Source organism: Martinezella rhizogenes (genome assembly GCF_027460065.1).
Classification (GTDB): Bacteria; Pseudomonadota; Alphaproteobacteria; order Rhizobiales; family Rhizobiaceae; genus Agrobacterium; species Agrobacterium rhizogenes_C.
The window spans coordinates 1-23,521 of sequence record NZ_JAPYZZ010000020.1; the positions used below are offsets into that span (position 1 = coordinate 1).

The following is a 23,521-nucleotide window of genomic DNA, read 5'->3' on the forward strand; positions in this document are numbered from 1 at the left end:
CAGATGCGTGGCAAGCGAATGATATCAGGCGGACGAAAGCCGATCAGAGACGCTCTCTACGTCGCAGCCTTACCAGCCATTCGTTTTGATCCGAACATGAGAGCCGTCTTCCAGCGGTTGAAGGCAAAGGGCAAACCCGGAAAGGTCGCCCTCGTCGCCGTCATGCGCAAGATGATCATCATTCTCAATGCAAGAATGCGTGATCACAATGCAACGGTGCTTGACGCGTAACACCGTTGCTTTTGTTTTTATCGTTTCAACCGATCAGAAAATATCGGCGCCGCTGCCCCATGGGCCGTGCGGCTTGTCGACACCGTCGGTGCGTTCGAAACCATGCGCGCCGAAGAAGTCGCGCTGTGCCTGAATGAGGTTGGCGCTGCCGCGGCCACGGCGATAGGCATCGAAATAGCCTAGTGCCGAGGCCAGCGCCGAAACCGGCAGGCCGGAGAGCACGGCGTAGGAAACCACGCGGCGCAGCGGCGCATCGGTATCCTTGACGATGGCGGCGAAGGCAGGCGTTACGATGAGGTTGGCCACATGCGGATCCTTGGTGAAGGCCGAGGTGATCTCATCGAGGAATTCCGAACGGATGATGCAGCCGGCGCGCCAGATGCGGGCAATCGTCGGCATCGGCAGGTTCCAGTTGAACTCCTTCGATGCGGCCGACATGATGGCGAAGCCCTGCGCATAAGCGCCGACCTTCGCGGCCAGAAGCGCGCTTTCCAGATCGGCGATGAAGGCCTTTTTGTCAGCCGGTGCCGCCGCGAGGGTCGGCAGGCCGAAGATCTTCTCGGCAGCTTCGCGCTCATCCTTCTGCGAGGAGAGAATACGGGCAGCCACGGCCGCCTCGATGGCGGTTGCGGCGACGCCCATGTTCTGCGCCTCGATGACCGACCACTTGCCGGTGCCCTTCTGGCCGGCCTTGTCGAGGATCAGATCGACCATCGGCTTGCCGGTGATCGGATCGGCGGCGCGCAGAACCTTCTCGGTGATTTCGATCAGGTAGGAATTCAGACGGCCCTTGTTCCATTCGGCGAAGACATCGGCGATTTCGACGGCGCTCATGCCAAGGCCATCACGCAGGATGCCGTAGATTTCAGCGATCATCTGCATGTCGGCATATTCGATGCCGTTGTGGATGGTCTTGACGAAGTGGCCAGCGCCGTCATTGCCGAGCCATGCCACGCACGGATCGTCATTATACTTGGCGGAAATGGAGGTCAGCACCTTCTCGACACGCTTCCAGCTGTCCTCGGTGCCACCGACCATGATCGACGGTCCGTGACGCGCGCCTTCTTCACCGCCGGAAACGCCCATGCCGATAAAGGTGAGGCCGCTATCCTTCAGATTGTCGAAACGGCGGATCGTATCGCGGAAATTGGCATTGCCGGCATCGATCATGATGTCGCCATTGGCGAGATGGGGCTTCAGGATTTCCATCTGCTGGTCAACCGGATCGCCGGCCTTGATCATGATGATGATCGGGCGCGGAGGACGAATGGCGGCGACGAATTCCTCTATGGTTTCGCAGGGGATCAACTGTCCCTGCAACTCACCCGCCTCGGCGTAGAATTTTTTCGTCGCTTCAGGGGTTCGGTTGAATACGGCAATCTTGTTGCCCTTTTCCGCGATGTTCAACGCCAGGTTCGAGCCCATGACGCCGAGACCGATCAAACCGATTTCTGCCTGTTCCAAGGGATGTGCCTCCATCTTGCTTTTTGGTGGTCGTGTTGTGGCACTGTAATAGGCAAACGGCAAGGCTAGGGGCGACTGAAACGATTAAATTTTGATGACGCAAATCAGCTTTGCATATTTGCGACAGGTCGAAACAGCAACAGCACCTGCCCTCAAGATGATGGCCGGGGCCGGTCATCACCATCGTCTATCGCCCGCCAGGCCGCCCCGTCCATATCCTCATACTGCCCTGAGCGCACCGACCAGAGGAAGGCGAAAAGCCCAAGCGCGCCCAGAAACAGCGCGACGGGAATGAGATAGATCAGCATGTTCATGCCAGTTGCGCCCCCTCGCCTGCAAATCCGGTCTTCGCTTGGTTCTGAGGACGGACGGTTTCAGCCGTACCGGCAAGCCGCAGGGCATTGGCGACAACGATCAGCGAGGACGTCGACATGGCGATGGCCGCGATCATCGGCGTCGCATAACCGGCAATCGCAATCGGCACGGCGATGATGTTGTAGCCGATGGCAAGCGCGAAGTTCTGCCGGATCAGCCGTCCTGCCCGCTGCGATGTCTCGATCGCGAAAGGCACGGCATCGAGATCCTCCTGCATGAACACGAAATCGGCGGCCTGCCGGCCGATATCGGCGGCGGTGGCGGGCGCCATGGACACATGCGCAGCAGCAAGCGCCGGCGCGTCGTTGATACCGTCTCCCACCATCAGCACCTTGCGACCCTCGCCGGCAAGTTCGGCGCAGCGCGCCGCCTTGTCCTTCGGCGACAGGTCCGCACGCCAGTTGCCGATCCCCAGCCGCTGCGCCATGGCGCTGACGGCGGCGGCCCGGTCACCCGAAACGATTTCCTGCATCAGGCCCCGCGCTGAGAGATTACGCAAAGCCGCAACCGCACCCGCGCGCGGATTATCCTCGAAACCGAAGCTTGCCAGTTGATAGCCATCGAGCGACAGCACCACTTCCGACCGCGCATCGCCATTGTCGGTCGGTGTCTCGTCCGGGCAGGCGAAACGGCGATTGCCGAGCCGGTAGATGCCGGCTTCCGTCTCGGCCTCGACACCCGAGCCTGGAATTTCCCGCACCAACTCATAGGCCGGCAAGGCACCGTTATAGGCGGCATGCAGGGCTTTCGAGAGAGGATGACGCGAATGGGCAGCAAGTCCCGCCGCAATTGCCATGGTGGCCGACTTCACATCACCTGTCTCGACTAGTCTCGGTTTACCAACGGTCAGCGTGCCGGTCTTGTCGAACAGCACGGTGTCGATTTCGGCCAGCCGCTCCATGGCCGAGCCTTCCTTGACCATGATGCCGTGCCGGAAGAGCCGTCCAGCGGCCACCACCTGCACGACGGGAACGGCAAGGCCGAGCGAACAGGGGCAGGTAATGATGAGAACCGCAATGGCAATCAGCATCGCCTGTTTCCAGTCCCCGCCAAAAATGCCCCAGCCGAGAAACGTCACCAGCGCGAGAAGATGCACCACGGGTGAATAATAGCTTGCGGCGCGGTCGGCGATACGGCGGTAACGCGCCCGCCCGCCTTCGGCCGCCTCCATCAACCCGATCACTTCCGACAGGAAGGAGTCTCTGGCCGAGGCGGTCACCCGAGCGGTGAGCGAACCGGTGAGGTTGAGCGTGCCGGCCTGCAGGCTGTCGCCTGCCGCAACGCGACGCGATGCGCTTTCACCATTGACGATGGACATGTCGAGATCGCTGCTGCCAGAGACGACCACGGCATCCACCGCCACACGATCACCCGCCGCAATCGCAATCGACATTCCGGGTCGAACATCGGCAAGCTGGCGGTATTCCCGCGTTCCATCCTCCCCGATAACGGTCGCGCCGCGCGGCGACAGCCGGGCCAATCCGGCAATGGCCGAGCGCGCCTTGTCGCGCATGATATGGTCCAGCGTGCGGCCGATCAGCAGGAAGAACAGCAGCGATACGGTCGCGTCGAACCAGGCATGTTCACCGTGATGGATCGTTTCCCACAGCGAAACGGCATAAGAGAGCGTGATGGCAAGCGCGATCGGCACATCCATGTTGGTGCGGCCGTGTTTCAGCGCGTTCCAGGCAGATTGATAGAAGAAACGCCCGCCATAGATCAGCGCCGGCGCGGCAATCATCGCCGAAATCCAGTGGAACATGTCGCGCGTCGCCGCATCCGCCCCCGACCAGACGGAGACGGACAGAAGCATGATATTGGCGGAGGCAAAACCGCACAGCGCCACCGCCCTGATCAGCTGCGAGCGCAACGCGTCCGAAGCATCCTGCCCGCTGGCAAAAAGATGTGTGCGGTATCCCGTCGACAGGATTGCACGGGCAATCTCGGCGGGATCGGTCCTGACGCCATTGACCTCTTCCCTCCAGACAACCGCCACACGTTTGGACGACAGGTTCACCCGCGCCCGTTCCACCTGTGGCAAACGGTTAAGCGCAGTCTCGATGGTTGTGATGCAGGCGCCGCAATAAACATCCGGCACGCTGAGATCGGTCTGACGCAGCCCCTGCCCCAGATCGCGGCTCGCCAGCAGCAATTCCTCCGACGATGGTGGATTGACCGGCTCGCCGAGTTGAAGCGAACCTTCCGTTCCCGGTGCGCAGCAGCTCATTTGCGCCCCCTGATGACGGCGATCCGCGTGCCCTCATGCACGATGACACGACCGTCCTTGACGGCGGTGACCTCGACGATCCATTGCCCCGGTAGCATGTCATGTGCGCCGGTAAAGACGCCGGTGGTGGCCGGGGTGAGTTCCATGTCGAAATTCTGGCTTTCACCCACAGGCCGGCGAAAATGCGCCGTCACCGTGTCTGTATCGATCGGGCCTTTTTCCGGATGGAAAACCTCGTAACGCACGGTCTTCTCATTCACCACGAGCCTGCCCTTGATGCCGGTTGCGGCCCGTGCCTTGGCGGCTTCCGCCTTGGCATTGAACTGCTGGCTGACGACATAGGTGTTGGGCACGACGAGCCCGCTCCAGCTGTGGACCGCATTCCAGGCCATGATCATGTTGACGGTGATGATGGTGCCGAAGAACAGCACCATGACGCCGAGCATGTGCCAGCCGGTGAAAACGAAGCCGGATGTCTGGCGATTGTTGACTGTCATTTTTTCACTCCCGGAGCATTGAAGACCGCATCGTAACGGGCCGTTTCGTGGCCGGCCGTATCGCTGACGATGAATTCGAAGTTTTCCGCCGCCCGCGCGATATCCTTGCCCGGCAGGGTGACGAAGACCTTCAGCGTCGTCGCCTCATCCGGCTCCACCGTCACCTCGAAGGCGCGCGCAGCCGTATCCGGCATGCCGTTTATCTTCATCACCGCATTGGGAAGGCCTTCTATCGTCAGGCTCATTATGCGCGGCTGCGGCACCATGTTGAGAATGCGCACGGTATAGCCGTTACGGATCGACCCGTTTGATTCCAGCACATATTGCGGATTACGGTCGTGCAGGACATTGAGCGCCAGCCGCTCGCGCGTCACCAGCGCAAACAGCATGCCGATGCCAACGGCAGCCCAGATGGCGGTATAAAGCAGCGTGCGCGGCCGGAAGATGATGCGCCAGTTGAAGTGGCGGACACGCTTGCTGAAACTGCCGTCCTCCTCACGCACATTGGTGGGGCGGATGGTGTATTCGCCATTGCCGGTCGCCAGCGCCATGTTGGACTGATATTCGGACAGCGTCGCATAGGCAATCAGCCCGCGCGGCTTGCCGATCTTGTCCATCACCCCGTCACAGGCATCGATGCAGAGCGCACAGGTGATGCATTCCAGCTGCTGCCCGTCCCTGATGTCGATGCCCATGGGACAGACCGCAACACAGGCATTGCAATCGACGCAATCGCCGATGCTCTCCCCAGCTGCCGCAGCCTTCTTGGCGTGCCGCGAGCGCGGTTCACCGCGCCAGTCATTATAGGTAACGACAAGCGAATTCTCATCCAGCATCGCCGCCTGGATGCGCGGCCAGGGACACATGTAGGTGCACACCTGTTCCCGCATCAGCCCGCCGAAGACATAGGTGGTGGCGGTCAGCGTGGCGACGGTCGAGTAGGCAATCATCGGCGCCTGCCCGGTCATGAACTGCATCGCCAGCGTCGGCGCATCGGCAAAATAGAAAATCCAGGCGCCGCCGGTTAGAACGCCGATCACCAGCCAGATCGCATGTTTCAGCATCCGCTTGCGCAATTTGCCAAATGTGAAGGGCGCCGCATCCAGTTTCATGCGGGCGTTCCTGTCGCCCTCGATCGCCCGTTCGACCACCAGAAACAGGTCGACCCAGACGGTCTGCGGACAGGTGTAACCGCACCATGCACGCCCGACGGCTGATGTGACGAGAAACAGCCCCAGCCCCGCCATGACCAGCAGGCCGGCAACAAAAAAGAACTCCTGCGGCCAGATTTCGATGAAGAAGAAATAAAAGCGTCGGTTGGCGATATCGATCAATACCGCCTGATCGGGCGCATAGGGACCGCGGTCCCAGCGCAGGAAAGGCGTCAGATAATAGATGCCGAGCGTGACCAGCATCACCAGCCATTTGAACCGCCGGAACCGGCCCTCGGCGCGCTTCGGAAAAATCTTCTTGCGCGCTTCGTAAAGCGGTTTGCGCGTTTTTGCGGAATTGACGGCTTCCGCCTCCAGCCTTTCGACGGGCTGTTGCGGGCGATCCTGTCCGGCGCGATAGATGTTCATGATAGGAGTCCATTTTTATCTCCTTGCTTTCTCCCATCTCAGCGGGGAAACATCCTTGACTTACATCAAGTGACGACAAAGTGGCGCAGGGAGGGACCGCGCCGCAGAGGGAGGACGAGATGCCTGTCATGCAGTCGAGAATCATTCACCTGTCAGTCGAAAAGCCGTGGGCACAGGTCTATGGTTTCGCCTCCGACCCGCAGAACATGCCGCGCTGGGCGGCAGGTCTGGGCGGCGGGCTGAAGCCTGACGGCAACGACTGGATCGCCGATGGCGGGCCGCTTGGCGAGGTGCGTGTCAATTTCGCGCCGGCCAACGGATTCGGCGTCATAGATCATGTCGTCACATTGCCTGACGGCTTGAAGGTCTATAACGCGCTTCGGGTAACGCCGAATGGCAGCGGCGCGGAAGTGAGCTTCACGCTGCTTCGGCTTGACGGCATGACGGACGAGGAGTTCGAGCAGGATGCGAGCGCGATCATGGCCGATCTCGAAACGCTGAAATCGCTGCTTGAAGCGGATTGATGGAGTAAATGATGACAGAAAATGCCAATGACCGGCGCATCGACTATATCGAATTTAACGTCGCCGACATCGAACGAGCCAAGGAATTTTACGGCGGCGCGTTCGGCTGGACCTTCAAGGATTACGGTCCGCAATATTGCGAATTTTCCGACGGCCGCCTGACGGGCGGCTTCACCACCACCGCGCCGGTTTCGGCCAAGGGCGGACCGCTCGTTATTCTCTACGCCGCCGATATCGAGGATGTGCAGCGGCGTGTCGAGGCCGCCGGCGGCCAGATCAGCGTCGCGATCTTCGCCTTTCCCGGTGGCCGGCGTTTCCATTTCACCGATCCGGATGGATACGAACTGGCCGTCTGGTCGAAAAACTGATCGGCAGGAGCCCGCCATGACTTTGACAACACCGCCTTTTTCGTTGGTCGGTATCGATCATATCGTTTTCATCGTCGACGACATGACGCGGGCGCTCGATTTTTACCGAAACGTACTGGGGTGTAGGGATGGCTACTCTTACCCTGCTCTCGGGATGGAACAGGTCTGGTGCGGAAATGCCTTGATCGTGCTGTGGGATGTCACGCATCCCGGTGGCACAAAGGCTGCTCCGCCCGTCGCCGGAGGACGTAATGTCGATCACATCTGCATAGCGACCGGCCCTCTGAACCATGATGCGCTTCGCGCCCATCTGGCGAAATTTGACGTCACGATAGAACAGGAAGCCTTTCACGGCGGCGCGAGAGGGATGGGACATTCGTTTTATTTCCGTGATCCCTTCGGCAACAAGATCGAGTTGAAGGGACCAGCCGAATATGCGGATGGACGGGCGGAAAACGCCTGATCTGAACAATAAAAAAGGGCGCCTCCCGGCGCCCTTTTTTACATCCTACTTGCCTCATTCGCCCCCACCAAGCGAATGTACGAAGATCGCCAGCTGTTTGACAGTCGTATCGCCAAGACGCTCACCCCAGGCGGGCATGACCCCGTGCTTCGGCGAACGGATCTGCGCACCGATACCCTCTTCCCCATGCGCTTTGAGCCAGATCGCGTCGGCCAGATTGGGCGCGCCGAATTCGCGATTGCCCTTGGCGTCTTCCCCGTGGCACGAGGCGCAATTGTCGGCAAAGAGCTGCTTGCCGGGTTCCACCAGCGCCGGGTTGGAAGGCGTGCCGGTAAGGCTGACGACATAGGCGGCGACCTCGCGGATTTCGTCCGATTTCAGAATGTCGCCGAAAGCAGGCATTTCCGAAGCGCGCGTATCAGGATCATCGGCAAAACGAATGCCGTGTTTGACCGTCGTGTAGATATCATCGACGCTGCCGCCCCACATCCAGTCGTCGTCATTGAGGTTGGGATAACCCTGCCCACCTTCCGCGCCCGAACCGTGACACTGAATGCAATTGACCTTGAAAGCGGCTGCACCGCCGGAAAGGGCAAACTGCATCAGGGTCGGGTCCGCCTGAATTTCGGCAAGCGAGGAATTGGCGATTCTGTCGACATAGACGCTCTGCGCCTGTTTCGCATCGGCAATTTCGGCGGCGATTTCGCCGCGGCTGCTCCAGCCGAGCAACCCTTTTGTCGCGCCTGATATCAGCGGGTAAGCCGGATAGGCGATGGTGTAGCCGATGGCCCAGAGGATCGTGAAATAGAAGGTCCAGACCCACCAGCGCGGCATGGGATTGTTCAGCTCGCGGATGCCGTCCCATTCATGGCCGGTGGTTTCGACGCCGCTGATGTCATCAATGTGTTTTTCGGACATATCCTAGTCCTCCTTGAGCGGAATGCTGGCGGCATCGTCCGCGGCTTGTCTGGAGCCGGGGCGAAGGGTAAAAACGACGACGCCGGCAAAGAACAGGGTCATGGCAAGCAGGCCCCAGCTATCGGCGAAGTGGCGCATGGCAGTGTAGGTTTCCATCGTCTCGCCTCCTCACCGGTATCCGGCGGCATCGTCATAGGTCGAGAAATCGACCAGCGTGCCGAGCATCTGCAGATAGGCGACCAGAGCATCCATTTCGGTAAGCTTGGCCGGATCGCCGTCGAAATCGCCGACCTTCGCCTTCGGGTAACGCGCCAGAAGTTCCGACGAATCCGCATTCGGGTCGGCCTGAGCGACAAGATCGGCTGCGGACTTCTCGATCATCTCATCGCTATAGGGCACACCGACTGCGCGGTTGGCCTTCAGCTCCATCGAAATATCCGTGATCTTCAGCGGTGTCGTCTTGAGGAAAGCGTAAGACGGCATGATCGATTCCGGCACCACCGAGCGCGGATCGGCCAGATGCTGCACATGCCATTCATTCGAATAACGATCGCCGACGCGCGCGAGGTCTGGCCCCGTGCGCTTGGAACCCCACTGGAACGGATGGTCATACATGGATTCCGCCGCCAGGCTGTAATGCCCGTAACGCTCCACCTCGTCGCGGAATGGCCGGATCATCTGGCTATGGCAGACGTAACATCCCTCGCGGATGTAGATGTTGCGCCCGGCCAGTTCCAGCGGCGTGTAGGGCCGCATGCCCTCCACCTTCTCGATGGTGTTTTCGAGGTAGAAGAGTGGTGCGATTTCCACGATACCGCCGATGGAGACGACCAGCAGCGAGCCGACCAGAAGCAGCGTGGCATTGCGTTCGATGACGCCGTGTTTGTCAAGTATGGACATCGGCCTCTCCTTATTCAGCAGGCTGCAGCGAAGGAGCCGCGCCCTTGCTGGCGCCCTCTTCGCGTTGATGACCGAGGATGGTCATCGTGACGTTGTAGGCCATGATCAGCGCACCGCTGAGGAACATCAGGCCGCCCAGTGCACGCATCACATAATAGGGGAACAACGCTGCGACCGATTCCGCGAAGGAATAGACGAGGAAGCCCTGGCTATCATATTCGCGCCACATCAGAGCCTGCTGGATGCCGGCCACCCACATGACGGCGGCGTAAACGACGATGCCGAGCGTGGCGAGCCAGAAGTGCCAGTTGACCAGTTGCAGGCTGTAGAGACGGTCCCTGCCCCACACTTTCGGCGTCAGGTAATAGATCGCGCCGAAGGTGATCATGCCGTTCCAGCCGAGTGCGCCCGAATGCACGTGGCCGATGGTCCAGTCGGTATAATGGCTGAGCGAGTTGACGGCCTTGATCGACATCATCGGACCTTCGAAGGTCGCCATGCCGTAGAAGGCTACCGCCATCACCATCATGCGCACGACGGGATCGGTGCGGATCTTGTCCCATGCGCCCGAAAGCGTCATCAGGCCGTTGATCATGCCGCCCCATGAAGGCATCCACAGCATGACCGAGAACACCATGCCGAGCGTCTGCGCCCAGTCGGGCAGCGCGGTATAGTGCAGATGGTGCGGACCGGCCCAGATATACATGAAGATCAGCGCCCAGAAGTGGATGATCGACAGGCGGTAGGAATAGACCGGGCGGTTCACCTGCTTCGGAATGAAATAATACATCATGCCGAGGAAGCCGGCCGTCAGGAAGAAGCCGACGGCGTTATGGCCGTACCACCATTGCGTCAGCGCATCCTGCACGCCCGAGAACGCCGAATAGCTCTTGACGCCCAGGAACGACACGGGCACCGCCAGATTATTGACGATGTGCAACATGGCGATGGTGACGATGAAGCCGAGATAGAACCAGTTCGCCACATAGATATGTGGCTCCTTGCGCATGAAGATCGTGCCGAGGAAGGTCACGAGATAGGCGACCCAGACGATGGTCAGCCAGATATCGACATACCATTCCGGCTCCGCATATTCGCGACCCTGGGTGATGCCGAGCAGGTAACCGGTGGCGGCCATGATGATGAAGAGGTTGTAGCCCCAGAACACGAACCAGCCGAGATTGCCGCCGAACAGGCGCGCCCGACAGGTTCTCTGCACCACGTAAAAGGACGTGGCGATCAGCGCATTTCCACCGAAAGCGAAGATCACCGCCGAGGTGTGCAGCGGCCGCATGCGGCCGAAATTGAAATAGGGTGCGACATTGAGATCGGGAAAGGCAAGCTGAAGCGCCACCACGACCCCGACCAGAAAACCGACGACACCCCAGAACACGGTGGCGATGACGCCGTATTTCACCACCTCGTCGAAATATTCCGACTTGCGGCGGGCGAGCGCGGCCGGATCGACAGGCGCGAAGGAGACACGGCGCAACAGAAGCACCGTGCTGACCACAAGTGTAAAGAACAGCACCCACATATGGGCGGCGAAAAGACTGTCATGGGCAAAAGCTGCCCCAAGCAACGCGAGAAAGGCCCCGAGGGCCACGATCGCGGTTTCTAACGTGTAATTCATTGTTGGTTTCCCCCAACGTGCAAGCCGACCGACGAAAGGCAGGTTGTGCGCCTGGGAGAGCGGAAACGCGCCTTTGCGTCGGTTGGAGCATTGCCACCGGCAGGGCAACGCCACCTTGATCCAGATCAAGAAAGCAAAGCTGTCGCAGCCCCGATAAAACAGGGTTCGGTTTCGTGAAAGGAATTGCGGAAGAACAAAAAGCCGGGCCTTATCGAAGCGGTTTCGGTCATGCTCGAAATCCATCGATCCGCGCTGCCAAGCCACTGGATTTCCATCGAGACTTCACGCTAATCCTGATATTGTCGTGTTTGGCGCGAGAACTCCGGTGAGGATCACGGTGCGGCATGGGTAACAATGGGCGGGATATTCTCGCGGGGCTTTCCGTCGCCGGGCTGATGTTACCGGAGGCGATCGCTTATTCCGGCATAGCCGGCGTTCCGCCACAACATGCATTATATGCGGCCATGGCAGGCTGTCTTGTTTATGCCCTTCTTGGCCAGAGCCGTTTCGCCATCATCTCGCCCACCTCGTCATCTGCCGCGATCCTTGCGGCCATGCTGACGGCGCTCGTGCCTCAGCCCGGGCAGAAAATGCTGCTGGTCGCCGTCGCGGTGTTTCTTGTCGGGCTCCTGTTCCTTGCCGCCGGCACGTTGCGGCTGGGCGCCCTGTCGAGCATCATTTCAAGGCCCGTGCTGCGTGGCTTCGCCTTCGGGCTGGCGATCCTCATCTCGCTCAAACAGTTCCCCGTGATCTTCGGCATGCCGGAATCAGGGGCCAGCACATTCGAGGCGATCTGGCAGATATTGACCAATCCCGGCCAATGGAACGGTTTCAGCCTGTCGATCGGCATCGGCGCCCTTGTCCTGCTGCTTTTCGCACGACGGTATCCGCAGCTTCCGGGAAGCCTGATCATCATTGCGCTGGCGATCCCCATCTCGGTCCTGTTCGATTTGCAGCAACGCGGCGTCGATGTTGTCGGCACAATCGATCTGTCCGGTATCTGGGGAAATTTCACCGCGATCTCGTTCGACGAACTGGCGCATGTGGCGCGTTTCGCCCCGCCTCTGGTGCTGATCCTGTTTGCCGAATCCTGGGGAACAATACGCGGCCTGTCGTTACGGCACGGGGAAAACGTGGATGCCAATCGTGAGCTGAAAACGCTTGGTATTGCGAATATCGCGAGTGCCGCCTTGCAGGGAATGCCCGTCGGGGCCGGGTTTTCCGCCGGCGCCGCGAGCGAAGCAGCCAATCCGCGCACGGGAATGGCCTCGGCAATCGCGGCAATCGGGCTCGCCGGCTTCACTTTTGCGGCGGCCGACTGGTTTGCCTATATCCCGCATGCCGCCCTTTCCGCCATCATCATCGTGGCCTTGCTTCATGCGCTGGATCCATCTCCGTTTTTCAGGCTTTGGCGGCTGAGACAGGACCTCGTGCTTGCCCTGGCGGCAACCGCCGGCGTGCTTTTCCTTGGCGTGCTCAACGGGATGCTGGCAGCAATCGTGCTGTCTTTCGCCGTGTTCCTGCAAAGACTTTCCTCCCCGCGCATCGTGATGCTCGGCCGCCTCGGCGCGAGCCACGACTTCGTTGACGTGAAGCGGCATCCGGATGCCGCGGAGCCGGCCGGCATGCTCGTCCTGCGCCCGGCGCAACCGCTTTTCTTCGGAAATGCCGAGCCGACATTCGCGGAAATCACCCGCCGCATACTCGCGAGCCCTGACATCAACGCCGTCATCATCAGCCTCGAAGAGACATTTGAACTCGATACGACAGCCCTCGAGGCGTTGCTGGAATTCGACGCCAGCCTGCGCGGGCGCAACATTGGAATTCGCTACGCCCGAATGCATGACGCGGTGCGCGACGTTGTCGCCGCCGGTGGCGGAGACGATCTTTTGCGTCGGGCAAACTACAGCGTTGATGATGCCGTTGCCGCGATGGACGGCCTCAAGGAGGAAAAATGACGCATATTTATGAGCCCCGCCTGTCCCGTATTGCCATCGAAAAACTGCGACCGACGCAAATCGCCGTCGGCTTCCGCGAGGTCGAGCTGAAAAGAAAGGAGTGGCGTGAAACCAGGAAAAAAGACGGAGACGGGTTCCTGGGGAGCCACATCGTTCCGGTCGTGGCCGGTCCCAAGGACAGGATTTATCTCATCGACCATCATCACCTCGTTCTCGCACTGTCCAAGGAGGGCGTGGAACATGTGCTGACAAGCGTGGTCGCCAAGTTTTCCCACCTTGGCAAGGATGAGTTCTGGTCGGTGATGGACCATCGCAACCTGATCTATCCCTTTGATGCTCAGGGCCTGCGGCGGCAACCCGGCGACATCCCGAAAAACGTAAATGATCTCGAGGATGATCCTTTTCGATCGCTAGCCGGAGCCCTGCGCATGGCTGGCGGTTACGCAAAAGTCGTTATTCCCTTCTCCGAATTCGGCTGGGCCGATTTTCTGCGACGTCGAATTGATCCTGATCTCCTCGTCGACTCCTTCGACGAAGCACTGGCCGAAGCGATGAAACTGGCGAAATCAAGGGACGCCCGGCATCTTCCGGGCTGGTGTGGGGTTGAGGAATGAATGTTTTATCCCGCCTTTTGAGGTTCTGCGCCTGCCGGCCGGCTCTATATCTGGCGCTCTGCCTGTTTTCCTCCTCCACCGTCTTCGCCCAGACCGCAACGCCCGCAAATCCGACTAATCAGGCCACGGAACAGAAAGTCGATCAGCTCCTCAACCTCATGGGGCAGGATGATGTTCGCAGCCTGCTGGCGCAGCGGCTGTCAGATACGTCTGATGTGGCCGCACCTGATGACGGCAACATAAGCGTGCTCGACCAGTGGGCAAGCAAACGACGCGAACATCTGGCACGATTGGCGGATGATGCCCCGGCGATACCAGGTGAATTGTCGAAGGCGGGGGGAACGCTCGTCAATGAAATCGAGGCCTATGGCATTCTCCGTTTCCTCGCCCATGTCGCGCTGCTTTTCGGAGTGGGAATCGCGGCAGGGATCGCGACCTACTTGATAACCGCCGCCCGCACCGCGCGCGCCCTGCCCGGCAATGTCGCCGAATTTGCGCTGGCGACAGCCTCGAGACGCCTGCTGCCCGTGGTGGGATATGGCCTTTCGGCGACGATCATGTTTTTCACCATTCCGTGGCCACCACTCCTGAGTGCGGTGCTACTTCCCTGGCTTGCGGTCAGCATCGGCCTTCCGCTCGTTAAAGCGGTCGTCGACCTGTTGAAACGGGTCATCAATGACGGTCTGAATTCACGGCGCCAATTCTGGCTGACGCGCTCTTTCGATCTTCTGGCCGTGGCGATCGTCTGCTGGGCCGTGCTGCGCATGCTTGTCAGCCTCGGGGTAACGGCTGCCGCAGTCAAACTCATCTCCTATGCGATGATCGCGGCGCTCTTCGCCCTTGGTGTCTATTTTATCTGGCGCCAGCCGCAGGCGGACGCGAATACCGAACGCCGGCGGTCGCTGGATGTGGCCTTCACCTTTTACCTGCTCATCCTGTTTGCTGTCTGGATCGCAGGTGCCGGCGTATTTTTCTGGCTGGGATTTTTTGCGCTGGTTCTTCCCGGTGCCGTCGGCACGCTGGGAATAGCAGCGCGAAAAACCGCGACCGCGATGGGCGGTTATTCCGAAACGGACTTCCGCCCGGTTCTGGCGCAACGCAGTGTCCGGCTGCTGGTGCTGGGCGCCGCCGTCATATGGCTCCTGTTCCTCATCAGGAACCATCCGGGCGCGCTTCCGGGCGGATCGACCGTGAGCGCGATGTTCACGGGCCTCTTGCATGGTATTCTGGTCCTGCTCTTTGCGGATATCTTCTGGGTGGCGATCAAGACCGTGATTGCGCGGCGGTTGGAGATGAATGCACCGGCGACGAGCGAGCATGGCGTGCCTGCCTCGGACGACAGATTGCAGACAATCCTGCCGATCCTGCGCAACATGCTGGGAATTCTGATTGGCGCCGTCAGCGTCATGACGGTTCTGTCCGAACTTGGCGTCGACATAGGGCCCCTGCTCGCCTCCGCAGGAATTTTCGGGATCGCCATCGGTTTTGGTTCGCAGACACTGGTGAAGGACATCATCAGCGGCGTCTTCTACATGATCGACGACGCTTTCCGGGTGGGTGAATATATTCAGAGCGGTTCATACAAGGGAACCGTAGAATCTTTCAGCATTCGCTCGGTGAAACTGCGGCACCATCGCGGACCGATCTATACCGTGCCCTTCGGATCGCTCGGCGCTGTCGAAAATATGAGCCGCGACTGGTCGATCGACAAATTTCTTGTCACCGTTGCCTTTGATACGGACCTCACAAAAGTGAAATCGATTACCCGCGAGATCGGCAAGGCACTGAAGGATGACCCGGAATTCGGGCCGATGCTCATCGAGACGGTCAAGCTCAAGGGTGTCGAACAGTTCGGAGACTACGGCATGACGCTCGGCTTCGGCATGATGGTGAAACCAAACGGTCAGCAATCGATCATCCGCCGAAAAGCCTATTCGATGTTGAAGGATGCCTTTGAGAAGAACGGCATCGAATTCGCGACGATGAGCGGCACCTCTCCCGGAAAACCAAAGTCAGGTCCACAACCGCCCGAGGAGCCGCCATCGGAAATGACCGATAATTTCAGGCCCTAGTGGACAATAGACCGAACAGCTCCCGAAAACGTTAGGCTCGGGGCCGGCTCCCGTTTCAGCCCTTCATCTTCAGCGGCAGACCGGCGGCGACAAAATAGACCTCGCCGGCAATGGCCGCGATGCGCTGGTGCAGTCGGCCGGCGTGATCGCGGAATTCGCGCGCCATGCGGTTTTCCGGCACGATGCCGAGACCGACCTCGTTCGAGACGAGGATGATCTTTGCACGCGGCGATGCGATTGCCGATTCCAGCCCCGTGAAGGCCGTCTCCATATCGGCATTCTCCATCATCAGATTGGTGAGCCATAATGTCAGGCAGTCGATGAGGATGACATTTTCCGGGCTGTCGAGCCGCTGCAGCACGGTGGCAATATCGACCGGCGCTTCATGGGTGGTCCATTCCCCGCCGCGCCGTTCCTGATGATGGCTGATACGGTCCCGCATCTCGTCATCCCATGCCCGGCCAGTAGCAAGATAATGCAGGCGCCCACCGGCTTTTCCCGCAAGCTCTTCGGCAAAACGCGACTTGCCGGAGCGCGCGCCGCCAAGAATGAAAACGGAGCGGTTTTTATCTGTCATTGGAAACCTGAAAGGAAAGAATGAAGCGGACCGGCATCTTTGCGATGTCGCAAGCCAGAGACAGACGGTCATGAAGGGAACGATTCGTAGAAAAAGGCGTCCCCCGGTTGCTCATGCCGGACTGCCGCTGATACCGGATCGGAGAAACAAGACCCGCCCGCAGGATGCGGGACATCAAAAGCCCTGATGACCCCGGATGCCGGAAACACCGGTCCTGATGAAAGGCTAGGTGCGAAAGCCCGCCCTGTCAATCGGCGGCGGTCGTGCCGGGAAATCACACGGAACCGGTACGCAAAACCTGACCCGGAACCGGCAGACCTGTCGTCCGCGAAGTGATTGATAAAGCGACTTGGTTACCGGAACGTTAGCGAAAATCCGAATGGTACGGCGGCAACGCAGGAAGAGAATATCCGGTGACGGCAATCGCCGCCATTGCCTTGCCATGGCCTTCAAATCAATATGCTTTCGAAGATTCGTGAAACAGCAAGGTGGCCTGCCCGTGATGACCGTCATGGACTATATCTCGATCGTCGTTTTCATCCTGTTATGGGTTGGCTATACCCATGTCACGACGGGAACGCGGCTGTTTTCGCGCGCCAGCCTCAATCAGGCCATGGCCGAGCGCCGCCGCGACTGGATCATGAATTCGCTGAAGCGCGACCTGAAGATGATCGATACGCAGATCATGGCAGGCCTTCAGAATGGCACCGCTTTCTTCGCTTCCACCTCCATCTTCGCCATCGGCGGCTGTTTCGCCCTTCTGGGAGCCACGGAACAGGTCGAATCGGTGTTTCGCGACATGCCCTTCGTGCATTATGCCGGGCGCACGGCCTTTGAAATGAAGGTCATAGGGCTCACCTGCCTGTTCGGTTATTCCTTCTTCAAATTCGGCTGGTCCTATCGCCTGTTCAACTATTGCACCATCCTGTTTGGCGCCATTCCCATGGTCCATGACGTCAATACGGATCGCGAAGCGGCGGAGCGCGCGGCTGAAAACGTCATAAAGATGAACATCATCGCTGCTAAGAACTTCAATGACGGCCTGCGGACGATCTTCCTTTCCATCGGTTATCTCGGCTGGTTCATCAGCCCCTATGTCTTCATTGCCAGCACCGTCATCATCATCGTCGCGCTGTTGCGCCGCCAGTTCTTTTCAGAGGCCCGCCGCGCCATCATGGAAGAAACCCGGCCTTGAAATAGCCGCACTTAAAAGGCCAAGCCCACACGTCATTTCAAGCATATCCAAGTGAATGCCGGCCCCTCGAAAAGCTGAAAAAGCGGAAAACATGGACACAGACGCAGCCGCAAACGAAACCCGCCGCAAAGGCCGCATAGGCGGGCTGGATACGCTCAGAGGGATCGCCCTCCTCGCCATGGCGTCCTACCATTTCACATGGAATCTGGAATATTTCGGCTATCTCGAACCCGGCACGGCAACCACGGGTCTCTGGAAGCTTTATGCGCGCGGAATCGCCAGCTCTTTCCTGTTTCTGGCCGGCTTCAGCCTGTTTCTCGCCCATGGCAAGGGTCTGAACTGGCCGTCCTTCGGCAAACGTTTTGCGATGGTGGCCGGTTCGGCCCTGCTCATCACCGTAGCCACCTATTTCGCCTTCCCGGACAGCTTCATCTTCTTCGGCATATTGCACAATATCGCTGCCGCAAGCCTCGTGGGACTGCTGTTCCTGCGGGCACCCGCGCCCGTGACGCTGCTTTTCGCGATCATTGCGTTTATCCTGCCGCAATATCTGCAATCCGATCTTTTCAACGCAAAATGGCTGGCCTGGATCGGCTTTTCCACCATGCCGCCGCGCTCGAATGACTACGTGCCGCTGCTGCCCTGGCTTGCGCCTTTCCTCGGCGGCCTTGCGGTTTCTCAATTCGTCACGCCACGCGGTTGGCTTGATCGTTTTCGCAATCCAAGCTCGCCGCGCAATCTCATCGCCAGCGCCGGCCGCCACAGTCTCGCCTTCTACCTCATCCACCAGCCGGTGCTGATTGGCCTCGTTTATACACTCTCCCTCGTCGCCCCGCCTCCGCCGGTCGATCAGGTCGAGCTTTATAAATCGAGCTGCGAAAAAAGCTGCGTCGAGCAGGCAAACGGGGCGGAACTGTGCCAGCGTTTCTGTGGCTGCACGCTGGAAAAGCTGCAGGCAGAAAACCTGTTCGACTTGATGATGGATGGCAAGCTCAGCGCGGATCAGCAGACGAAGGTCAGCGAAGTAGCGCAACAGTGCACGGTTGAGGCGCAGTAGGGAGACGTCAGGGCTTGCCGCTTGTTTCTTCTCCCCGCCGGGGAGAAGGTGGCCCGAAGGGTCGGATGAGGGGGCAAGCGCAGAGACATACGGAGAGCTCGCCCCCTCATCCCGCTGCCGCGACCTTCTCCCCGGCGGGGAGAAGAAACAAGCGGCGTGCGCTCGCTCCAACGCGGCCCATCACCGCTCTAGCGATCGCCCCTCAAAGGAATGCGGTAAAGATAGAAGGCTTTAGCCCGTTTTCGGCGTTAAATCACTGAAGAACCAAGCAGCACGCGCTGCTTTCAAGTCCCCACGCCGATTTCGGCAAGCCGCGTCAGACAGGCTTCTTCGACATTGTCGAGCTCCGCCAGCGTCTCTTCGATGTCCTTGCGTTTCTGCCTGAGATCGGCGCGCTTTTCGTCGACCTTCTTCATCAGCATCACCAGCTGGCCCGATTCGCCTGGCGGTTCTTTGTAGACGTGAATGATTTCACGAATCTCGGAGATCGTAAAACCGATACGGCGACCACGCAGGATTTCCTGGATCAGGCGGCGGTCCGCAGCCCTGAACAGCCGGGTGCGCCCGCGACGCTCAGGGTGAATCAGCCCCTCGTCCTCGTAAAATCGCAAGGTGCGGGTGGAAACACCGAATTCGCGTGTCAGTTCGGTTATGCTATAATACTTGTCCAAAGGCCTATCCGATTCATGGTCGGAAGATATTATTTGACCTTCACGTAAAAGTCAATTTTTGCCCACCTCACCTATCCGGAAATACCGTACCACCAGGTCGCGATTCCCAGAAAGGCGAAAAAGCCGACAATGTCGGTCACCGCCGTCACGAAGACCGCGGAGGAAACGGCGGGGTCAGCGCCGAACTTGTCGAGAACCAGTGGTATGAGAATGCCTGCCAGCGCCGCCGCCAGCATGTTGAGACACATGGCCGTGGCGATGATGCCGCCAATATGGATATCCTGAAACCAGACCCCGGCGACGATGCCGATGGCGCAGCCGAACAGCATGCCGTTCAGGATGCCCACCCCCGCCTCACGCCGGATGATGCGTGCGGCATTGTGAATATCGAGGCTTTTGGTGGCGAGCGCCCGCACCGAGACGGTCATGGTCTGCGAGCCGGCATTGCCGCCCATGCCAGCCACCGCCGGCATCAGGATTGCGAGCGCAATGATCTGCTGGATCGTCGCATCGAACAGGCTTATGACGGAAGCGGAGAGAAAGGCCGTGAGCAGGTTGACCGCAAGCCAGGGCACGCGGGAGCGTGAGGTGCTGACGATACTGTCCGACAGTTCTTCGTCACCCACACCGCCGAGACGCAGCAAATCCTCCTCCGCCTCTTCCTGAATGACGTCGACCACGTCATCGATGGTGAGAACGCCGACCAATCGGCCGTTATTGTCGACCACGGCGGCGGAGAGAAGGTCATATTGCTCGAAAAGCTGCGCCGCCTCTTCCTGGTCCATCTCGGCCGGAATGGAGTGGTTGGTCTCGTGCATGATCGTTTCGATCTTCACCTGACGCTTGGCGCGCAGCACCCTGTCCAGATCAAGCGCGCCGACCAGTTTGAAGGTCGGGTCGATGACGAAGATCTGCGAGAAGGATTCGGGCAGTTCCTCTTCTTCGCGCAGGTAGTCGATGGTCTGCCCCACGGTCCAGAACGGCGGCACGGCGACAAATTCCGTCTGCATGCGGCGACCGGCCGAGCTTTCCGGATAATCCAGCGCCCGCATCAGCCGCACGCGTTCGGTAAACGGCAACTGCGAGAGAATATCCTCGCGGTCCTCGTCGTCGAGGTCTTCGAGAATGTAGACCGCGTCGTCCGAGTCGAGCTCGCCGATACCGGCGGCGATCTGCTCGTTCGACATCTGGTCGACGATATCGAGACGGATGCCCTCATCCACCTCGGTCAGCGCCGTCATGTCGAAATCGGAACCCAAAAGCCTGACCAGCGCGTGGCGCTGTTCCGGCAGGATGGATTCTAGCACGTCGCCGAGCTCGGACTCATGCAGCCGCGCAACATTCTTGCGCAGGAAAAGCAGGTCGCGATCGGCGATCGCAGCGCCCACCATCGCCAGAAAATCGGAGCGGACGGACCCATCTTCCGCGTAAATATCGGAGAGCGCTTCTGCCGGCTTTACGTCGTCGGGCGCGACAGGATCGTCGTCACGGTCTGTCATCTGGCGTCCCCTCGTATTCAAATGCCGCAGCGCACGGATGCGCAGGCAGAATGGCGTTAAAAAGCATATTGTCAACAACCGGATAGCTGCAGGTACGCAAGCTTCCCGACTGCGGCGAAAAATCCATTCAACATTCCTCTTCCTATCCGCCGGCGGGGTCCCAGCCAATGGCCCAAAGCATGTTTCGCCAATCTTTGCGGCTTGTTTTGCGACAACGTCCACCCCCTTTACGCCGTTCCCATTTCAATTGTCGAACGGGCGAATAAGGTTCTGCCGCGATGCACAATTAAGACATTGACAGCCGGCCCGGATCGGGGCTTCTGAAGATTATTTTGACGAATGATAAACCGCCGCCTGAGAGGCGCGGAAACACAGTTCCGGGATAGCAGAATCATGAGCAAGACGGATTTCTTGGGCAAGGCATCGTCGGCCGCGGGTGGTTGGGGCGCACTCAAAAGCGTTGGCAAACGCCTGCTGGAATCCGGTGCACCGATTTCCGGCGCCCGCACCCTTTTGAAGACCAATCAGCCGGACGGGTTCGACTGCCCAGGCTGCGCCTGGGGCGACCCCGAACACGGCTCGTCCTTCGAGTTCTGCGAAAACGGCGTCAAGGCCGTGTCATGGGAAGCGACGGAAGCGCGCGTCCCGCCGGATTTCTTTGCACGTAACACCGTCTCGGAACTGCGTAGCTGGTCAGATTACGAACTGGAAAAACAGGGCCGCCTCACCCATCCGATGCGCTATGATCGGGCGAGCGACACATATCTCCCCGTCTCCTGGGACGATGCCTTTGCCGAGATCGGCCGTATCCTCAAAAGCCTCGACAGCCCTGACCGGGCGGAATTCTACACATCCGGCCGCGCCTCCAACGAGGCGGCCTTCCTCTATCAGTTGATGGTGCGGCTTTACGGCACCAATAACTTCCCCGATTGCTCCAACATGTGCCACGAAGCGAGCGGCGTTGGCCTCAATGCGTCGATCGGCGTCGGCAAAGGCACGGTGCTGCTCGAGGATTTCGAGCATACCGACGCCATTTTTGTCATCGGGCAAAATCCCGGCACCAACCATCCCCGCATGCTCGGCGACCTGCGCCGCGCCGCCCTTCGCGGAGCCCGTATCGCCGTCTTTAATCCCATCCGGGAAAAGGGTCTGGAACGCTTCGCCGACCCGCAGGACAAGATCGAAATGATCACCGGCAGCAGCACGAAGATCGCCACCAACTATTATCAGCCGCGCCAGGGCGGCGACATGGCGGCGGTGCGCGGCATGAGCAAGGCGGTCTTCGCCGCCGACGCTGCCGCAAGGGCAGCGGGCGAGCCCGCCATTATCGACTACGACTTCATTGCCGAGCATGCCGCCGAATTCGAAGCCTATCGCGCCGCGGTCGATGCAACGAGCTGGGAAAACATCCTTGACCAGTCCGGCCTGACCCGCGCCGAGATCGAAGAAGCAGCCGGCATCTACATGAATGCCGGTTCCGTCATCGCCACCTGGGCCATGGGCGTCACCCAGCACCGGCATTCGGTCCTGATCGTTCGCGAGATCGCCAATTTCATGCTGCTGCGGGGCAATGTCGGCCGTCCTGGCGCCGGCCTTTGCCCGGTGCGCGGCCATTCCAACGTGCAGGGCGACCGCACCGTCGGCATCGACGAAAAAGCGCCGCCGGCACTTCTCGACGCACTGGAGAAAGAACTCGGCGTTCCCATGCCGCGCAAGCGCGGCCACAATACCGTTGAGGCCGTCGCCGCCATGCTGGATGGGAAGGCTCAGACCTTCATCGCACTCGGCGGCAATTTCATGCGCGCGACCCCCGACAGTCCGCTGATCGTTAAGGCCTTCGAAAAGCAGAAGCTCACCGTCAACATCGCCACCAAGCTCAACCACTCGCATCTGGTGCCGGGTGAAACTTCCTTCGTGCTGCCCTGCCTCGGCCGGACGGAAATCGACCGCAATTCGGCCGGCCGGTCGCAGATCGTCACCGTCGAGGATTCCATGAGCATGGTGCATGGCTCCGGCGGCATCAATCCGCCGGCCTCGGATGCACTTCGCTCGGAAGTCGCGATCATCGCCGGCATCGCCGAAGCCACGCTCGGCAATGTCAATGTGAACTGGAAAGCCCTCGCCGATGATTACGATCTCATCCGCGACATGATCGAGCGCGTCATTCCGGGTTTCGACAATTTCAACGAGCGTGTCCGCATTCCCCGCGGTTTTCATCTGCGCAACGCCGCCGCCGAACGGCAATGGAATACGCCTGCGAAAAAGGCCACCTTCTATAGCGGCCCGCTGCCCGAGAAGACCGAGCACCAGCAGGCGCTGACCCGCGACAATCTATTCGTGCTGCAGACCTTCCGCAGCCACGATCAATACAACACCACGATCTACGGCATGGATGACCGCTATCGTGGCGTCTATGGCGAGCGCCAGGTCATTTTCATGAACCCTGGGGATATGGAGGCGCTCGGCGCCCATTCCCGTCAGCGTGTCGATGTCATCGGCGAATATGGCGACGGGGTGGAGCGCATCGCCAGGAACTTCCGTCTGGTGCCCTATAATATCCCGCGAGGCAGCGTCGGCGGATATTATCCGGAACTGAACGTGCTGGTGCCGCTGTCGAGCTATGGCGAAGGCAGCTTCACGCCGACATCGAAATCGGTGCTGGTTTCCGTCCGCCTGCTTGCCGATGCCACATGAGCCG

Annotated in this window: 21 protein-coding genes and 1 pseudogene; 10 read left to right on the top strand and 12 right to left on the bottom strand. The window is 59.7% G+C overall.

Features of this window, described 5'->3' with window-relative positions; translation table 11 throughout:
- Positions 1-231: pseudogene (locus O8B93_RS23230) on the top strand (IS110 family transposase); the annotation flags it as partial.
- Positions 232-264: 33 nt separating this feature from the next.
- Here the strand turns inward: O8B93_RS23230 and gndA are convergent.
- The 5 genes from gndA to ccoG all read right to left on the bottom strand — a co-directional run bounded on the left by gndA (position 265) and on the right by ccoG (position 6,374).
- Entirely contained in the window at positions 265-1,695 is a 1,431-nt protein-coding gene (gndA, locus tag O8B93_RS23235) for an NADP-dependent phosphogluconate dehydrogenase (protein WP_269712212.1), read from the bottom strand.
- Positions 1,696-1,847: 152 nt separating this feature from the next.
- A complete protein-coding gene (ccoS, locus tag O8B93_RS23240) occupies positions 1,848-2,009 on the bottom strand; it encodes a cbb3-type cytochrome oxidase assembly protein CcoS (protein WP_269712213.1) in 162 nt (53 codons plus the stop codon).
- Positions 2,006-4,297: a cation-translocating P-type ATPase gene (locus O8B93_RS23245; RefSeq protein WP_269712214.1), complete on the bottom strand. Its 2,292-nt coding sequence runs from the start codon at positions 4,295-4,297 to the stop codon at positions 2,006-2,008. The genes ccoS and O8B93_RS23245 overlap by 4 nt, the downstream gene beginning before the upstream one ends.
- The gene (locus tag O8B93_RS23250) at positions 4,294-4,794 is read right to left on the bottom strand and encodes a FixH family protein (RefSeq protein WP_269712215.1); all 501 of its coding nucleotides are present in this window, start codon (positions 4,792-4,794) and stop codon (positions 4,294-4,296) included. Before O8B93_RS23250 ends, O8B93_RS23245 begins: the two co-directional genes overlap by 4 nt.
- On the bottom strand, positions 4,791-6,374 hold the full coding sequence (gene ccoG / locus O8B93_RS23255; RefSeq protein WP_269712216.1) for a cytochrome c oxidase accessory protein CcoG: 1,584 nt from the start codon (positions 6,372-6,374) through the stop codon (positions 4,791-4,793). The genes O8B93_RS23250 and ccoG overlap by 4 nt, the downstream gene beginning before the upstream one ends.
- 119 nt (positions 6,375-6,493) lie before the next feature.
- Between ccoG and O8B93_RS23260 the strand changes: the two genes are divergently transcribed.
- From O8B93_RS23260 to O8B93_RS23270, 3 genes are read left to right on the top strand one after another with little or no spacing between them, the layout of a single operon-like run.
- Entirely contained in the window at positions 6,494-6,898 is a 405-nt protein-coding gene (locus tag O8B93_RS23260) for an SRPBCC family protein (RefSeq protein WP_269712217.1), read from the top strand.
- Between the two features lie 11 nt (positions 6,899-6,909).
- Complete coding sequence (locus O8B93_RS23265; RefSeq protein WP_269712218.1) at positions 6,910-7,266, top strand: VOC family protein; 357 nt, start codon at positions 6,910-6,912, stop codon at positions 7,264-7,266.
- A gap of 16 nt (positions 7,267-7,282) precedes the next feature.
- Complete coding sequence (locus O8B93_RS23270; protein ID WP_269712219.1) at positions 7,283-7,729, top strand: VOC family protein; 447 nt, start codon at positions 7,283-7,285, stop codon at positions 7,727-7,729.
- 54 nt (positions 7,730-7,783) lie between these two features.
- Here O8B93_RS23270 and ccoP read toward each other — a convergent pair whose 3' ends face one another.
- From ccoP to ccoN, 4 genes are read right to left on the bottom strand one after another with little or no spacing between them, the layout of a single operon-like run.
- Positions 7,784-8,647, bottom strand: coding sequence for a cytochrome-c oxidase, cbb3-type subunit III (ccoP, locus tag O8B93_RS23275; RefSeq protein ID WP_269712220.1), 864 nt, complete (start codon positions 8,645-8,647; stop codon positions 7,784-7,786).
- A 3-nt stretch (positions 8,648-8,650) separates the two neighbouring features.
- Positions 8,651-8,803 carry a CcoQ/FixQ family Cbb3-type cytochrome c oxidase assembly chaperone gene (locus O8B93_RS23280; RefSeq protein WP_003525003.1) on the bottom strand — a complete coding sequence of 51 codons (153 nt, stop codon included), beginning with the start codon at positions 8,801-8,803 and terminating at the stop codon, positions 8,651-8,653.
- Between the two features lie 12 nt (positions 8,804-8,815).
- A complete protein-coding gene (gene ccoO, locus O8B93_RS23285) occupies positions 8,816-9,547 on the bottom strand; it encodes a cytochrome-c oxidase, cbb3-type subunit II (RefSeq protein WP_137003548.1) in 732 nt (243 codons plus the stop codon).
- A 10-nt stretch (positions 9,548-9,557) separates the two neighbouring features.
- A complete protein-coding gene (ccoN, locus tag O8B93_RS23290; protein WP_269712221.1) occupies positions 9,558-11,180 on the bottom strand; it encodes a cytochrome-c oxidase, cbb3-type subunit I in 1,623 nt (540 codons plus the stop codon).
- A gap of 344 nt (positions 11,181-11,524) precedes the next feature.
- Here ccoN and O8B93_RS23295 point away from each other — a divergent pair, with 344 nt between their 5' ends.
- From O8B93_RS23295 to O8B93_RS23305, 3 genes are read left to right on the top strand one after another with little or no spacing between them, the layout of a single operon-like run.
- Complete coding sequence (locus O8B93_RS23295) at positions 11,525-13,138, top strand: SulP family inorganic anion transporter (RefSeq protein ID WP_269712222.1); 1,614 nt, start codon at positions 11,525-11,527, stop codon at positions 13,136-13,138.
- Entirely contained in the window at positions 13,135-13,752 is a 618-nt protein-coding gene (locus O8B93_RS23300; protein ID WP_269712223.1) for a ParB-like protein, read from the top strand. Before O8B93_RS23295 ends, O8B93_RS23300 begins: the two co-directional genes overlap by 4 nt.
- Positions 13,749-15,824: a mechanosensitive ion channel family protein gene (locus O8B93_RS23305; protein WP_269712224.1), complete on the top strand. Its 2,076-nt coding sequence runs from the start codon at positions 13,749-13,751 to the stop codon at positions 15,822-15,824. The genes O8B93_RS23300 and O8B93_RS23305 overlap by 4 nt, the downstream gene beginning before the upstream one ends.
- Before the next feature lie 55 nt (positions 15,825-15,879).
- Here O8B93_RS23305 and cobU read toward each other — a convergent pair whose 3' ends face one another.
- Entirely contained in the window at positions 15,880-16,401 is a 522-nt protein-coding gene (gene cobU, locus O8B93_RS23310) for a bifunctional adenosylcobinamide kinase/adenosylcobinamide-phosphate guanylyltransferase (protein ID WP_269712225.1), read from the bottom strand.
- Positions 16,402-16,903: 502 nt separating this feature from the next.
- On the opposite strand from cobU, the gene O8B93_RS23315 reads away from it, so the two are divergent.
- Together O8B93_RS23315 and O8B93_RS23320 are read left to right on the top strand one after the other, a co-directional pair.
- Positions 16,904-17,596: a DUF599 domain-containing protein gene (locus tag O8B93_RS23315; RefSeq protein WP_269712263.1), complete on the top strand. Its 693-nt coding sequence runs from the start codon at positions 16,904-16,906 to the stop codon at positions 17,594-17,596.
- Positions 17,597-17,687: 91 nt separating this feature from the next.
- The gene (locus tag O8B93_RS23320; RefSeq protein ID WP_269712226.1) at positions 17,688-18,653 is read left to right on the top strand and encodes a heparan-alpha-glucosaminide N-acetyltransferase; all 966 of its coding nucleotides are present in this window, start codon (positions 17,688-17,690) and stop codon (positions 18,651-18,653) included.
- Between the two features lie 284 nt (positions 18,654-18,937).
- Here the strand turns inward: O8B93_RS23320 and O8B93_RS23325 are convergent, their stop codons facing one another.
- The gene (locus O8B93_RS23325; RefSeq protein WP_269712227.1) at positions 18,938-19,324 is read right to left on the bottom strand and encodes a MerR family transcriptional regulator; all 387 of its coding nucleotides are present in this window, start codon (positions 19,322-19,324) and stop codon (positions 18,938-18,940) included.
- A 71-nt stretch (positions 19,325-19,395) separates the two neighbouring features.
- Positions 19,396-20,823 (bottom strand): magnesium transporter, encoded by a 1,428-nt coding sequence (gene mgtE / locus O8B93_RS23330; protein WP_080825069.1) that lies wholly within the window; start codon positions 20,821-20,823, stop codon positions 19,396-19,398.
- A 393-nt stretch (positions 20,824-21,216) separates the two neighbouring features.
- Here mgtE and O8B93_RS23335 point away from each other — a divergent pair, with 393 nt between their 5' ends.
- Positions 21,217-23,517 carry an FdhF/YdeP family oxidoreductase gene (locus O8B93_RS23335; RefSeq protein WP_269712228.1) on the top strand — a complete coding sequence of 767 codons (2,301 nt, stop codon included), beginning with the start codon at positions 21,217-21,219 and terminating at the stop codon, positions 23,515-23,517.
- Positions 23,518-23,521 lie beyond the last annotated feature (4 nt).

Bases quoted from the DNA above. Each gene is read 5' to 3' on its own strand.
- cobU (WP_269712225.1), bottom strand. From the start codon at position 16,401: ATGACAGATAAAAACCGCTCCGTTTTCATTCTTGGCGGCGCGCGCTCC.
- O8B93_RS23270 (WP_269712219.1), top strand. From the start codon at position 7,283: ATGACTTTGACAACACCGCCTTTTTCGTTGGTCGGTATCGATCATATC.
- O8B93_RS23280 (WP_003525003.1), bottom strand. From the start codon at position 8,803: ATGGAAACCTACACTGCCATGCGCCACTTCGCCGATAGCTGGGGCCTG.
- O8B93_RS23260 (WP_269712217.1), top strand. From the start codon at position 6,494: ATGCCTGTCATGCAGTCGAGAATCATTCACCTGTCAGTCGAAAAGCCG.
- O8B93_RS23320 (WP_269712226.1), top strand. From the start codon at position 17,688: ATGGACACAGACGCAGCCGCAAACGAAACCCGCCGCAAAGGCCGCATA.
- ccoP (WP_269712220.1), bottom strand. From the start codon at position 8,647: ATGTCCGAAAAACACATTGATGACATCAGCGGCGTCGAAACCACCGGC.
- O8B93_RS23295 (WP_269712222.1), top strand. From the start codon at position 11,525: ATGGGTAACAATGGGCGGGATATTCTCGCGGGGCTTTCCGTCGCCGGG.
- ccoG (WP_269712216.1), bottom strand. From the start codon at position 6,374: ATGAACATCTATCGCGCCGGACAGGATCGCCCGCAACAGCCCGTCGAA.
- O8B93_RS23300 (WP_269712223.1), top strand. From the start codon at position 13,135: ATGACGCATATTTATGAGCCCCGCCTGTCCCGTATTGCCATCGAAAAA.
- ccoN (WP_269712221.1), bottom strand. From the start codon at position 11,180: ATGAATTACACGTTAGAAACCGCGATCGTGGCCCTCGGGGCCTTTCTC.
- O8B93_RS23305 (WP_269712224.1), top strand. From the start codon at position 13,749: ATGAATGTTTTATCCCGCCTTTTGAGGTTCTGCGCCTGCCGGCCGGCT.
- O8B93_RS23315 (WP_269712263.1), top strand. From the start codon at position 16,904: ATGACCGTCATGGACTATATCTCGATCGTCGTTTTCATCCTGTTATGG.
- ccoO (WP_137003548.1), bottom strand. From the start codon at position 9,547: ATGTCCATACTTGACAAACACGGCGTCATCGAACGCAATGCCACGCTG.
- O8B93_RS23265 (WP_269712218.1), top strand. From the start codon at position 6,910: ATGACAGAAAATGCCAATGACCGGCGCATCGACTATATCGAATTTAAC.
- O8B93_RS23335 (WP_269712228.1), top strand. From the start codon at position 21,217: ATGAGCAAGACGGATTTCTTGGGCAAGGCATCGTCGGCCGCGGGTGGT.
- ccoS (WP_269712213.1), bottom strand. From the start codon at position 2,009: ATGAACATGCTGATCTATCTCATTCCCGTCGCGCTGTTTCTGGGCGCG.
- mgtE (WP_080825069.1), bottom strand. From the start codon at position 20,823: ATGACAGACCGTGACGACGATCCTGTCGCGCCCGACGACGTAAAGCCG.
- O8B93_RS23245 (WP_269712214.1), bottom strand. From the start codon at position 4,297: ATGAGCTGCTGCGCACCGGGAACGGAAGGTTCGCTTCAACTCGGCGAG.
- O8B93_RS23250 (WP_269712215.1), bottom strand. From the start codon at position 4,794: ATGACAGTCAACAATCGCCAGACATCCGGCTTCGTTTTCACCGGCTGG.